Genomic DNA, 13,206 nt, shown 5'->3' on the forward strand with positions numbered 1-13,206 from the left:
TCAGGAAAACGCCCCCACCGCACAGCTTTGCCCGCCATCGACCGGCAAACAGACGCCAGTGATGAACTTAGCCTCATCAGATGCGAGAAAAACGGCGGCGCGGGCAATATCGAAGGCATCGCCCATGTGACCCACCGGGACAGCCGCATTGCGCGCCGCCACCATCTCCTCGACAGACGCATATTGATTGCTGATCTGCTTGTAGATCAGTGGGGTGTCGATCATTCCCGGAAGAATGCAATTGGCGCGAATGCCCTGCCGGGCATATTGCATGGCCAGCGCCACAGTCGCCTGATTTACAGCTGCCTTCATGGCGTAATAGGCAAAATAGGGATAGCCGGTCCAGCGAATGGAGGCGAGCGACGAGATATTGACGATGGCCCCGCCGCCCTGCGCCAACATCACCGGCAACACAGCCTTGGAGGTACGATAAACGGATCCGATATTCAGATCGACCGAGGCGCGAAAGCTTTCCTCATCCAGCTCAACCGGCCCGCCCATATGGGTCACGCCGACATTATTGTGCAGAATATCGATGCCACCAAAGGCCTCGCAGGTGAGGGCAACGGTGGCCGATACGGACTGCATTTCAGTGACATCGGCGGCAAACGCAATCGCCTCCAAGCCTTCTCCGCGAATGATCTCAGCCGTCTCTTCGGCTGCGTCAGCGGAGAGATCGACACAGGCTATGCGCGCGCCTTCGCGGGCAAATTGCACGGCCGCAGCCTTGCCGTTGCCAAAACCCGGCCCCGATGATCCTGCGCCAAACACAAGCGCGCGTTTTCCCGTCAGGCGACCTGTCAAAGCAGTCTCCATTCCAATCGTCAGACATAGTCGGGTTGGCCCCGCTACGGGCGGGGCCAGTTATTCAACAGGCCGGTCAGGTCAGGCTTGCACCAACGGCCTTTTCAAGAATGGCCCAGGCTTCATCGCCGTATTTGCCCTTCCACTCGGAATAGAAGCCTGCCTCTTTCAGCGCGGCGCGGAAGAGTGTCGCATCCGTGTCGTTGAAGGTCATGCCCTTGGAAATCAGATCTTCCTTGACCGAGGCATTGAGCTTCGCCACATCGGCGCGTTCATCCTTGCCCGACTGGTTGAGGTTTTTGGCGACGATGGCGCGCAGGTCATCCGGCAAACGCTCCCAGGCGCGCTTGTTGGCCAGGAACCAGAATCCGTCCCACATGTGATTGGTGACCGAGCAGAATTTCTGCACTTCGAACAGCTTTGCGGTGGAAATGATCGCCAGCGGATTTTCCTGGCCATCGACCACACCGGTCTGCAGTGCAGTATAGACCTCGGCGAAATTGATCGAGGCAGGGGCAGACTTGAACGCCTTGAACATAGAGGTCCAGAGCGGGCTCACTGGCACGCGGATCTTGAAGCTTTCGAGATCGGCAGGCGTGGCGATGGGCTTGGAAGCGCTGGTGATCTGGCGGAAGCCGTTATCCCAGATGGTGTCCATGGCAACGAGATTCTGTTTGGCAATTTCGCCACGGACATATTTACCGAGATCGCCATCCATGGCCGCCCATACGGACTCGTAGTTCGGGAAGGCGAAACCGATGCCGCTGATGGAGGCGTTCGGTACCAGCGTCGACAGGATCAGCGGCGAAAGCGTGAAGAATTCAACGCCTCCAGAGCGCACCTGGCTCAAAACGTCTGTGTCGGCACCCAGCTGGCTGCTGGGGAAGATGCTGATATTGACCTGCCCATCGGTCTCTTTGGCGATACGCTCGGCGGCCTCCTTGGCGCGAATGTTCATCGGGTGCGCCGCAGGCAGATTATTGGCATATTTATAATTGTATTGGGCAGCGCGGGCGCGCGACACGAAGGCGGTGGCCAGTACGGCGGAACCGGCGCCGGCGAGTATGGTACGTCTGTTGATATTCATTGCTTTCTCCTCCCAAAATAAAGCAGTTATCATTCATCGGCGTGGCGGGCGCACCCGCCACGGTCTCAGAGCAGAATGGTCGAAAATCCGGGGATTGCTGCAATCAGCAGCAGGCCGATGATCATGGCTGCGAGATAGGGCCAGATGGCACCCATGGCTTCGTCCGGCGACACGTTGCCGATCTTGCAGGCGATGTAAAAGCCGATACCGATGGGCGGCGCCATCAGGCCGATATTCATGGCGACCACCACGACCATCGAATAATGGATGTCATTGATGCCAAGCGTGCGGGCGATCGGGAACATGATCGGCGCGAGCAGAACGATTGCTGGCAGTCCTTCCAGGACGCAGCCCAGGATCATGAAAATCAGGATCGACACGACCATGTAGGTCATCCAGCCGCCCGGAAGATCGGTAATCATCGCGGTCAGCTGGAAAGCAAAGCCGCTCTGTGTCAGCCCCCAGGCCATGGCCGATGCACAGCCGAGGATTAGCAGGATCGCCCCTGAAAGTGCTGCCGTCTCGACCAGCATCGAATAAAGCTTCCTGAGGCTGATGCCGCCATAAAGCACTGCGCCGACGATCATGGCGTAGAGCACGGCAATAGTGGATACTTCGGTTGCCGTGGCGACACCGCCGCCCACCAGGCTGCGGATGAGGAAGGGCAGAACGAGCGCCGGTGCGGCAATCAGGGCTGCCTTGCCGACCTGCGGCCATGGCGTGCGCTTTGCGCCTTCCATGTTTTCATCCCGCGCCTTCCAGCGAGCCAGAACGGCCAGCACCAGAAGCAGTACCATTGCAATCATGAAACCGGAGGTGAAGAGGCCGGCAATAGACACACCCGCCGCCGAACCCAGAACGATCAGCACGATTGAGGGCGGAACCGTATCGGCCATGGCGGCGCCGGTGGCCAGAAGCGCGATCATTTCCTTAGGTTTGTGGCCACGGCGCTTCATTTCCGGAAACAGCGCCGGTGCGACGGTTGCCATATCAGAAACCTTGGAGCCGGAAATACCGGAGACAAGAAACAGAGAACCGAGCAGAACATAGGACATGCCCGCGCGAATGTGGCCAAACATCGAGGACAGAAGCTCGACAATCGCCTTGCCCATGCCGGTTGCATCGAGGACGCAGCCCAGTAGCACGAAGACTGGCACTGACAACAGAATGATGCCGGACATGCCCTCATCCATGCGCCCGATCATCACAATGGTCGGAACCCAGGTGGTGAAGGTCAGATAGGTGAGGGTTCCAAGGCCGAAGCAGAAGGCAATCGGAACGCCCAGCACCAGAAATACCGCAACGAACAGGCCGAGGAAGATCGCCAGATTAAAATTGCCGAGGGATTCCAGCATCGGCGATGCCAGATAGAGCAGGCCTGAGGCAACCGCGACCGTTACAAGGGCCGCAATGATATCGCGCAGATTTTCTCGTCGGAAGAGATTGTTGAGCACCAAAAGCAGCATAAGACAGGCGCCGACCGGCAGCGCCGCAGCGCGAAACGACATCGGAATATTCAGCGCCGCTGACGTGACCACCCACTCCTCGATGGCGTATTCCATGGCGGGCTTGATGATTGCCGCAAGAAAGGTCGCCACCAGAACCAGTGCCAGGGAATTGATATAGCCCAGAACACGTTGCGGGAACATGTTGAGAAACAGCGTGAGGCGCAGGTGTTCACTGCGATCGATGGCGATTGCCGCGCCCAGCATGGCAAACCACAGAAAACACAAGGACGCCGTTTCATCGATCCAGACAATCGGCAGATGCAGCGCATAACGTGACGTCACGCCCAGCAGAAGCAGGCCGATCATCACCGCCAGCAGCACCGCCGCCACGGCCTCGATGGGGCGCATGAACCAGGAGCCTGTTACCTGTCCGGTGTGCAACAGTTCGCCATCGAGTACAAATACGTCGTCATTCGCGTTTGCGGTCATGGTCATCGGGGCCTCCTCTCCCACAGAACAACCTTCGCAATGAACATGTCTGCAAAACAGAACGTCCGTGCCACGACCGCGACATCAGGATAGCTGTTGTTGCCAGACAGGCCAGACCCCTCCACAGGTCTGAATGTATCGGGATATTGCCTCCACAATATGGACCGTTACAAAATCATGTATTCGGGATACACAGGAAAATTCATGAAATCAACTGTAAATAGACGGATTTATGCAGTTAATTTGTGCATCTATAAGGTCCATATAGTGGATCATACTTGATGAGAGCCCTCATTCCTCATGATCGCCTTGCAGCGCGGCACCCCGTTCAAAAGCCAGTCAATGCAAATCGTGCCTACCGATTAGAGCAGGTCGCCAGACATCCGGGACGCCTGCGTCGCGTTATAGAGAGCCGGAAAACATATCTGCCTGGCCTTAACTAGCGGGGGTGGGAGGAGTTGCGACGTGACGACCGCTGGGCGCTATGGGAAAATGACGGTGGTGCGGCTGAGCGCTCCCTAAACGGCAATACAGGCGTCGATTATCTATCGAAACCTTCCCTTGCGGTGGTTTCTTGACCTTACGTTATGCGGCAAGAAAATATGTTCTTCGCGACGTCACCGCTTGGAATTCTTCCTGTCAAGCGCGGGGCGACGTGTCGCCCAGCCTTTCCTTTGCGGCCGCGGCGGATGCTGAGCGGATTGATCTGATGCAGCAGGCAGGCGGTTGCTGGGTCCGGGGGCGGCCCGGCGTACTACGTTCAGACCAGAGCCAGAATCCGGGCCGGACCACCCGTTCCGCCTCGATGTGCAGGCGCGCCGACGACGATTGTCGCGCCCTTTACCGGTAAAGCCTCAAGGTTGTTGAGGCCTTCGATGCCGTAGCGCCCTGCCGGGAGCCAGGAATTGTGAACCGCGAAATCGGCAGAGTTGCCAGGATCAAGCGAGAGCGTGTCGACACCGATTGCGACCGTATCGTGCTTGAGCAGAAGGTCGGTTGCCGACTTGCCGAAACCGGGGAAGGCAAATTTTCCGGCGTCGTCATTGCGGAAGGAGGGGCTCTTTACTCTGGTTGCCCAGCCGGAGCGCAGAGCGACGATCGAACCTGCCGGAATGTCGCCATTTGCGGATATCCAGCGCTCGATGTCTTCGGCCTCGATCGTGGAATTGGCATCCTCTTTTGCGCGGTCTGTGATGTCTATGATGACCAACGGCGCGACAAGTTTTTGCGGTTCCAGCTGATCGACACTCGCCCCGTCGGCGCTGAAGTGGAAAGGTGCGTCAATATGCGTTCCGGTATGTTCGTAGATCGTGAGTTTATGGAGCTGATAACCGTCCTTGGCGATCTGAGCTGCCCATTGGTATTCTATGCCCGGTTTGCCATCGAATGTAGGGAACGTGGAGTCATATGTATGTGTGAGATCGATGACCTGTCTGGGTGTTTGCGCAAGCACCGGGGCCGCGAGGCTGCCAGCCGTCATCGCCGTCACACCGGCCACGGCGCCCTTGAACAACAAGCGTCGCGACAGCATGTTTTTTTTCACGTTCTCGATCACGCAATGGTTGCACATACTTTGGTCCCTCCGGTGAAAATCCCTGATCGCAACCGTAGCGCAACGATGGAGTGACGCAAGACATGACCTTCCCTGAATTTTGACCCGTGTTCAGATGGCGGTTTCGGCAGCCCGCCGTCCATAGGCAGTACTCGCTTGCCCGCCGGCACGCCGGTCTCCGATATCGTGAAAGGGTGGTGGACAGATTATCCGCTTGCAGCAGGGCGTTGCGCAACGCCATGGCGTTGTCAAAAGGGATGGAAGGAAGAAGTGTTGGCGAAAACGGCCGCGGCGGGCGCCGAGCCGTTTCCTTGAGGTCAGATCGATGAAACCGCGCCCAGAAGTCCCGCAAGCGGCGAGGGCTCGTCGGATGTTGCGTCATATACGCATGGCACTGCAAATATCGCCGCAAACACGATGGCGATGACAAGCGCGCGGGCGGGAACCATTGGCTTAAGCGAGCATGAGCGTAACATCGATGTTCCCCCTGGTTGCCTTCGAATAGGGGCAGATCTGGTGGGCATCCTCTATTATCGTCTGCGCGATGGGACGATCGATACCGGGCAGGCTGACAAACAGGCGAGCCTGCAGAAAGAATTCGCCACCCGTCGTGCCGAGGTCAACCTCCGCATCGACAGCGGTGTCGGCTGGAAGCCGGAGCTGGTGTTTTGCCGCCGCCTTTGTCATGGCGCCGATGAAACATGCCGACCAACCTGCCGCAAAGAGCTGCTCGGGGTTCGTGCCCGGCTTTCCGCTGCCCGGAGGGGAAAGCTTGATCCCAAGCGCGCCATCATCGCTTTGCGCCGATCCGTCGCGCCCACCGGTCGTGTGGGTCTTGCCGGTATAAAGAACAGTCTCGATCTTGGCCACGGGAGGCTCCTTTCATTGTGCCGCTGCTGCGGCGTTTCGTGATAGGAGCTTTGTGACGGATCGGCGTATCCGGCATGTTTCCGGAAACTGCAAAACTGTATCGAAAAGTATCGTTGTTACTGGCCTTCAGACGCCACCTTTTCGATATTTTGGTGGGAGTTCTGCGGTGGGCAGGTCGGCGGCCCTGAACTGCTTACCTGTTGACCAGCGTAGCATGTTCTGCATTACACCAAAACCCGCGACGATCGCCGCAGTCACGGTTAAAAAGCGGCTTTTTCAAGCCAGAAAGACGAGCGCCGAGCGGCTTGAGGATCAGAAGGGGATTAACAGGACCGGTGCAATGAACAGGGGAGGTGTGTGGAGGCCGTCCACCTCATCACTCCACAGTGTTTCAGGACCACATTTTCTTGAACCACAACCGTTGATACCAGGATCTGTTCCTATATCCTCTAATCCTGAGCCAGTACCGGGAAGCGTCTTCGTAGAGTATTCTTCAGAACCTCCGTAGTTCCATTCGCCGGAATGGCCGCAGAAGAAGTTTGGCAGTGACGAAGCTGAAACGGTTTCGTCGAGAAGCGGCCATGTCGTGATGTCAGAGAAAAGTCGAAGGATGTACGTTGATGGGCCGAGTGAAGAAGATATTTCTGGCTACGGCCATTTGTTCGTTGGCTTCTCAAGGCTCAGGGGCAGAGACAGGATCGTCCCGAGTCAGTCTTAAGGAAATACTCTCGGAAACGAACCAGTCGCTCTCCAACTTGGCACCCGGGATAGATCTCAATCGTATGAGCCCTAGCGAGCTGATGCAGCTTCGGACCGCTCCACCAGCGAACAAACCAGCTGGTGCGTTTAACATTTCGGGTGCGGTCGCGGTAGCTGCCCAACTCGATCAACTGCGGTGTAAGATATTGAACAACGTTGATTGTTCCAATCTTCCTGTCGCTAAGCAAGTACCCCCATTCCTAGTTGCTGGATCGCTGCAAGACTACGACACAACAGCGAAGACAGAGGCCAATGACGCAACGATGTTTTCGTTTTTCGCGCTACCAGCGGAAAACAGACCCGCTTGGCCCGCCCATTTGATGGCAAGCCGGTCCAGTCTTGCGGTTCCGACGTGGGCTTGCGTTAAGCCGAACCCAGTTTTCCGACCCGAAGGTACTCCAATCGATCAGCGGATGCGGCTCGAAGAGTACACACAGAAGATTGACGAAGCCAAAGTGGGGTGGGACCGAGAAAAAATTCCGCAACAGCAAAGAGTAGTTGCCTTACTAGAAATTGCGGAAGCTTTGTTTCAATGGAGCCCCCAGGATTCTTCTTCATCACGCAACTGGTCTTCCATGTCCGATATGTACATCGACTTCACATCGGAGTGCTCAGATGCCGGTATGGCGAATTTCGTAGCGCTGGAAGAGCAGCAGCTACTTTCAATGAAGTGGCCCGCACGGACCATGCCGGCAGGCGCTCTAGATGAAAAAGTTTTCCCTCTTATAGAGGCTCTCGTGAAAGACGATTTCGTCCCTACACTTGAATTCTGCCTGGGAAAGCATGACGGACGAGGAGGGTGTGACAAAACAGCGAGTTTTGCCATTACCGGCACGGGTCGGTTCTGTGAGAGCGATAACGCCACGTGTGTAAGAGCCATTCGCGTTGTGAATGCTTTCGGTAACCAATGGCAGTCTGACCACCGCGACGGATGGGTCAATTTTGAGCCTCTCGCCGCTAAACTTAAGTTCGCACCGCTTCCATATTACAGCATAACCTGGTTTCAGGGATATGGGCGCAAAAGTTGGGAAAACGTCCCGGGCGTCAACGATGATATCGATACTGAGACTTTGATCGGCACCGCACCCGACCGATCGGCGCTTGCCGCTGAATTTGCACGCATCCACGAAGATCCGCGCCAATCTACACCAGAACAACTGGCGGCCGAAACGGTGAGAACGCTTGATGCACTCCGCACTCTGAATGGTTTGAAAGTGGACTTCGATAAGTACCAAATCGACAGGGAATCTATCCTTTCCTTAAAAACAGTGCCGCCTGCTCGCACCCAGGGCGTAATTGGAATTTGCTACTCGGCAGCCGCAAGTGCGCAGTTGGACCAGCTGACCTGTTGGGAGAAGGGAACTCGCAATTGTCAAACTCTTCCGATCGAACAGCAGGTCTCTGTCATAGCGACCCCCACAGCATGGCGATATGGCAAGGTGCAGGAGGTCGGGGATCAGGTTGAGGCGACTTTTGAGGCGTTGAAGTGGGGTAATACGCTGAAAGCGTCCTGCGTCAGACAATCTGACATACTTTCGGCGACACCTGCGACATTTGCGAACAAGCGGAAAAACTTCGAACAGTTTCAACAATATTTTGAGACCAACCTCGCCAAGCATTTGACATCGAAGGGCGAAAAAAGGATCAAATCGGAGAAAAGCTTCCAATCGAAGATCAAAGCTCTTTTAGGGGTAACGATTTCGATCGATCAAGTCAGAGACGTTTTTAGGGAGGATCCCGTTCGATCTCTGACATTCCCTGTTGCTCTTTTTCGAATCCTCGTCGACGAAAGTTGTGCCGAGGCGTCACTAGGCAATTCCTCGGGCGGAGCATTTGATCGCCGACATGCGTATACGTGGCCAAGTAACGTAAAGGATCTAAAAGAGCCAGGAAAGCTCGTGCCCGTTCTCCAATCGCTCATTCGTAGGGATTTGATGCCCGCGTTGGGGTTTTGTCCAGATTTGGCCGCTGCTTACGGGCGCTGCAAACTGGGCCATGCTTGGACTTTTGTAGCAACGGCCAACGCCTGCGCCAGAGACGCACCTACCGAATGCATTCCAGTTATGCAGGTCATGAACTGGTGGGGCGACGAATGGGCGAAACAATTTGGTGATAGTTGGGTTGATGCGAACCGGCTCCTTCATCTCGTTGGCCACAACGATTTCTCCGTGAGTTGGGTACAGGGACTGGGCCGATGGTTTGAGTTGCCGGCAGATTTGAACTGAGCGATTGTGCGGTAACCTGCTCGCCGCCATCATCGTCTTCTTGAAAACCATGAAGCTCGGCGAAGTCGTCGCCAAGCAGAAACGGGCCTGAAATCCGTTATCACCCGATCGAATGGCCCGTGACGCGCCCGCTCGGTTGGGAACACATCAATCTCACCTGCGAATATCTTTGGCCAAAGCCTTAGCGCAGGATTTCGCCCCCTTCCGCAAACGAACCCTAATCGGTTGAAGGCTGGACGAGGCGATTTTTCACCTCTATGGAATGCTTGCTTTCCAAGTGTCCAAGATGATGTGCCACTAGCGCCCGGCTGACTTTGGAAGTTGCACACTTTCGAAGAAGTCGGCGACGACCGTGAATTTCCAGTCAAATAGCAGATAAATACAACCTTGCAGGACTGGCGAGGGCGGCTATAACCTAAGGAATTATCGCCCAACATGTTGCGCCGTTGGAGTGCACCCCATTTCACCGGACAAGTCGGCTAGATTGATTTAGCCCTGATGAACTGCCGAGGGGAAGCCATCTTGAGCGCGGAATGGGGATGGATTTCGTTGTAGTCCTCAATCCATCCGTCGATGAGCCGGAGCGCTGTTTGGGCGTCCGGTAGAGCTGATATCCGAATATAGTCCCGCTTCAACGTTTTGACGAAGGCTTCCGACATGCCGTTCGACTGCGGGCTGGCGACCGGCGTGAAGCAGGGCGTTAGATTGAGTGCTTGCGCAAACAGCCTCGTGTCCCGCGCCGTATAGGCTGAACCATTGTCAGACAGATGCTCGATAGCATTCGGGGCTCGGGTTGCATGGAAGCGTTTCTCGACCGCCTCCAGCATCATGTCGCGGACGTCCGAGCCGGATATTCCGGCATTGGCGAGCGCCGTCCAAGCGATGATCTCCCGGTCGAAGGCGTCGATGATGAAGGCGAGACGAATGACCTCGCCATTCCAGCAGGCGAACTCCAGGCCGTCCGAGCACCAGCGCAGGTTGGAGCGCATGACCATGACCTTGCCATCGTGGAGGCGGCCCTTGCGAACGGCTGTGTGCTTCTCCAGTAGCATGGCGTGGTTACCCATGATGCGATGGACCCGTTTGGCGTTGACGACAGGCTGATCGGCGGCTCGCCTTTCGCGATTGAGGAGCGCGGCGATCCGCCGATAGCCATAGGTTGGCCTTTGATCCACCAGCCTGCGGATGGCGGGCAGAAGCTCTGCATCCTCGGCCTTGTTGTATGGCCCACGCGGCTTTGATCTGCCTTTCAGCCGCTCGATGAGGTTGGAACGGGAGACGCCCAGCGTGTCTGCGACGGCCTTCATCGCGAACCGTCCTTCGGCAACAAGATCGGCCGCGATATCCGTTTTTTTGAGTCCGCTTTGGAAAGGGCTTCGCGGAGGATTTCGACCTCCATCGTCTTGCGACCGAGCATGCGCTCCAACTCCCGGACGCGATCCTCCAGTTTCTTCACTTCCGAATTTCCGACAACCGGCTCGTCAGAATCCACGGCTGCAGCACCTCCCTCGCTCAAGAGCCTGCGCCACCGATAAAGCAAATTGGGCGCGACGCCATGACGGCGAGCGGTCGAAGATACCGTCTCGCCGGGTTCGAAACTCTGCTCAATGATTGTCAGCTTTTGCTCGGTTGTCCACCGCCTGCGGCGAACATCACCCGTCAGCAATTCAACGTGTCGATAGTCGTTAGACATAAGCCTATACCCAAGCCTGTGCTTGAGCCTTTCTGCTTATGCCGACTGTCCGGTCGAAATGGGGGGCAGTTCAGCCGTAAAATAGCGGCGCGAACATCACAACCCAAATAAAACCGTTGCGAACACGCGGCCGTAGAAGAATACGGCTACAGGTCGCCAGTAGTTATCGTCGACCCGCATCCCTGTCAGGGAAAGGCCACCTCGGCCGCAAGCCCGCCGCCCTGCCTGTTATAGAGGCGAACCGAGCCGCCGATCGTTCCGGCGAGTTGCTGCGCGATCGCCAGTCCGAGACCTGTTCCGCCTGTGTCGCGGTTTCTCGATGTTTCAATCCGGAAGAAGGGCTGCATGGCATTTTGCAGCATCTCGTCGGGGATGCCCGGCCCCCGATCGAGCACCGTGATGACCACGGTGCCTTCACCACGCCGGTCCACTTTAATTTCGGCGCTGCCGGCGAATTTGAGGGCGTTATCTATGAAGTTCGTCAGGATTCTTCGCAATGCATGTGGCTTTGTCGACGCGGTGCCGCGCACCATGCCGGCAACTGTTACGGCTTTTCCGGTATCCTGATAGTCGTAGGCGATGCTGTCGATGAAAGAAGCCAGATCGATACGGGAGGATTTCTCGCCATTGCCGTGAGCGCTGCGTGCGTAAGCGATCCCATCCTGCACCAGGCGTTCGATTTCACGCAGGTCACTGACCAGCTTTTCCTTTTCCGGCGTATCGTCTGCCATATCGGCCCGCAACCGCATCCGGGTGATGGGCGTCTGCAGGTCGTGCGAGATCGCCGCAAGAATCTGGACACGCTCCTCGAGATATTGCGCGACGCGATCGCGCATGGCGTTGAACGCGCGGGCGGCGTGGACAACTTCGCTTGGGCCACTCTCACTCATCGGCAACCCCTTTTCCCCAGGATCCAGCGCTTCGGCTGCCGCAGCCAGCGCGCTGAGCGGTCTGGTCGTCTGTCGCACTGCAAACCAGGTGCAGAGGAGGAGAAGCGCCATCTGCGCGGCGAAGACATAAGGCAGCCATTCCGCCAGGGGCATCACGCCGCGCGGTGTTACGTCGATTGTCAGGGGCGACCCGTCCGACAGCGTCAGATGCGCCTGAAGCCGCTTGCCGTCGCCGGGAATGGACTCGACCCTGACGGGAAAACGGTGTCCTGCGGCTTCCTCGATCCTCTGCGCAATTTCAGCACCGCGGCCGGTCATGTCGGAAACGCCGGGAAGACCGGGGCCGAGGACGAGCTGATAATTGCTGCGGCTCAGGCGATGGACCCATTGCGCCCGCTCTTCCGCAGGCAGGCGGTCGATGATGGCGATCGATACCGCCAGATCTTGCTCCAGAGTGCCGAGCATGACCGCCTTTGCCGACATATATCGTTCGGCAAAGAGGATGCTGAACGACAGGCCGTAGGCAATGGCGAGGCCCGCAAACAGGATGATGAAAAGTCTGGACCGCAACGAGCGCGGCCACCAGCCGGCGAGCAGGCGTGGGCCGTTCATATCCTCGGCTCCGAAATCTCCACGGGCACCGCAAAGACATAGCCTTCCGCCCGCACCGTCTTGATGTAGACGGGTTCGCGCGCGTCATCCCCCAGCCTTTGGCGCACGCGGCTTACGAGAAGATCGATCGACCGGTCGAAAAGTTCGGCATCGCGGCCCTGAGTGAGATTTAACAGCTGATCCCGGTTGAGGACGCGCTGGGGATGATCGATGAAGACCCTGAGGAGCCGGTATTCAGCGCCGCTCAAGGCCACGGTCGTGCCCTCCCTGTCGAGCAGGTGACGGCCCACCGTGTCGAGGCGCCACTCACCAAAGGTCAGGAGCTGCCCGGCCTCGCTGATCTGCAGATTGGGAGGTAGCATCCGCGTGCGGCGCAGGATGGCTTTGATCCGCGCAAGAAGCTCACGGGCAGCGAAGGGCTTCGACAGATAGTCGTCAGCGCCCATTTCGAGCCCGATAATGCGATCCATCTCGTCATCGCGTGCCGTCAGCATCAGCACCGGCGTGGCTTTGTGTTTCCCCGCCCGCAGCTCACGGCATAAAACTAGCCCGTCATCGCCAGGCATCATCACGTCTAGCACGATGAGATCGACGGTATTGCCGTCGAGAAAACTTCTCATCTGCCGTCCATCGGCCGCCACGCTCGTACGCAGGCCGTTCTTCTTCAGGTAGCTGGAGACCAGCTCCCGGATTTCCCTGTCGTCGTCCACGACGAGAATATGGTCGATATGGTCCATTGAATGCCTTCGTCGTCCGGACGGTTCGAGTGGCCCGCTA

At 57.2% G+C, this 13,206-nt stretch carries 9 protein-coding genes; 1 reads left to right on the forward strand and 8 read right to left on the reverse strand.

Features of this window, described 5'->3' with window-relative positions:
• The 5 genes from QE432_RS09145 to QE432_RS09165 all read right to left on the reverse strand — a co-directional run bounded on the left by QE432_RS09145 (position 1) and on the right by QE432_RS09165 (position 6,250).
• Positions 1 to 804, reverse strand: a complete 804-nt coding sequence (locus QE432_RS09145) for an SDR family NAD(P)-dependent oxidoreductase (protein WP_306623864.1) — start codon at positions 802 to 804, stop codon at positions 1 to 3.
• A gap of 76 nt (positions 805 to 880) precedes the next feature.
• A complete protein-coding gene (locus QE432_RS09150) occupies positions 881 to 1,891 on the reverse strand; it encodes a TRAP transporter substrate-binding protein (RefSeq protein ID WP_003517515.1) in 1,011 nt (336 codons plus the stop codon).
• Between the two features lie 65 nt (positions 1,892 to 1,956).
• Positions 1,957 to 3,834 carry a TRAP transporter large permease gene (locus QE432_RS09155; RefSeq protein WP_065663143.1) on the reverse strand — a complete coding sequence of 626 codons (1,878 nt, stop codon included), beginning with the start codon at positions 3,832 to 3,834 and terminating at the stop codon, positions 1,957 to 1,959.
• Positions 3,835 to 4,588: 754 nt separating this feature from the next.
• Entirely contained in the window at positions 4,589 to 5,398 is an 810-nt protein-coding gene (locus QE432_RS09160; protein ID WP_035199174.1) for a cyclase family protein, read from the reverse strand.
• A 435-nt stretch (positions 5,399 to 5,833) separates the two neighbouring features.
• Positions 5,834 to 6,250, reverse strand: coding sequence for an organic hydroperoxide resistance protein (locus tag QE432_RS09165; protein WP_035199171.1), 417 nt, complete (start codon positions 6,248 to 6,250; stop codon positions 5,834 to 5,836).
• Between the two features lie 620 nt (positions 6,251 to 6,870).
• On the opposite strand from QE432_RS09165, the gene QE432_RS09170 reads away from it, so the two are divergent.
• A complete protein-coding gene (locus QE432_RS09170) occupies positions 6,871 to 9,234 on the forward strand; it encodes a hypothetical protein (RefSeq protein ID WP_306623866.1) in 2,364 nt (787 codons plus the stop codon).
• A 479-nt stretch (positions 9,235 to 9,713) separates the two neighbouring features.
• On the opposite strand, the gene QE432_RS09180 is transcribed toward QE432_RS09170, so the two are convergent.
• The 3 genes from QE432_RS09180 to QE432_RS09190 all read right to left on the reverse strand — a co-directional run bounded on the left by QE432_RS09180 (position 9,714) and on the right by QE432_RS09190 (position 13,166).
• A protein-coding gene (locus QE432_RS09180; protein ID WP_112354636.1) for an IS3-like element IS426 family transposase occupies positions 9,714 to 10,927 on the reverse strand; the annotation gives its coding sequence in 2 pieces (ribosomal slippage) (positions 9,714 to 10,591 and positions 10,591 to 10,927; 1,215 coding nt in all).
• A gap of 185 nt (positions 10,928 to 11,112) precedes the next feature.
• On the reverse strand, positions 11,113 to 12,429 hold the full coding sequence (locus QE432_RS09185) for an ATP-binding protein (protein ID WP_306623868.1): 1,317 nt from the start codon (positions 12,427 to 12,429) through the stop codon (positions 11,113 to 11,115).
• Positions 12,426 to 13,166 carry a response regulator gene (locus QE432_RS09190; protein ID WP_003508322.1) on the reverse strand — a complete coding sequence of 247 codons (741 nt, stop codon included), beginning with the start codon at positions 13,164 to 13,166 and terminating at the stop codon, positions 12,426 to 12,428. Before QE432_RS09190 ends, QE432_RS09185 begins: the two co-directional genes overlap by 4 nt.
• Between the last annotated feature and the right edge of the window lie 40 nt (positions 13,167 to 13,206).

This window comes from Agrobacterium sp. SORGH_AS_0745, from assembly GCF_030818995.1.
Classification (GTDB): domain Bacteria; phylum Pseudomonadota; class Alphaproteobacteria; order Rhizobiales; family Rhizobiaceae; genus Agrobacterium; species Agrobacterium tumefaciens.

What these genes read in the sequence shown, in the direction of transcription:
- QE432_RS09150 (WP_003517515.1), bottom strand. Translation starts at nt 1,891, where the DNA reads ATGAATATCAACAGACGTACCATACTCGCCGGCGCCGGTTCCGCCGTA.
- QE432_RS09155 (WP_065663143.1), bottom strand. Translation starts at nt 3,834, where the DNA reads ATGACCATGACCGCAAACGCGAATGACGACGTATTTGTACTCGATGGC.
- QE432_RS09160 (WP_035199174.1), bottom strand. Translation starts at nt 5,398, where the DNA reads ATGTGCAACCATTGCGTGATCGAGAACGTGAAAAAAAACATGCTGTCG.
- QE432_RS09170 (WP_306623866.1), top strand. Translation starts at nt 6,871, where the DNA reads ATGGGCCGAGTGAAGAAGATATTTCTGGCTACGGCCATTTGTTCGTTG.
- QE432_RS09185 (WP_306623868.1), bottom strand. Translation starts at nt 12,429, where the DNA reads ATGAACGGCCCACGCCTGCTCGCCGGCTGGTGGCCGCGCTCGTTGCGG.
- QE432_RS09190 (WP_003508322.1), bottom strand. Translation starts at nt 13,166, where the DNA reads ATGGACCATATCGACCATATTCTCGTCGTGGACGACGACAGGGAAATC.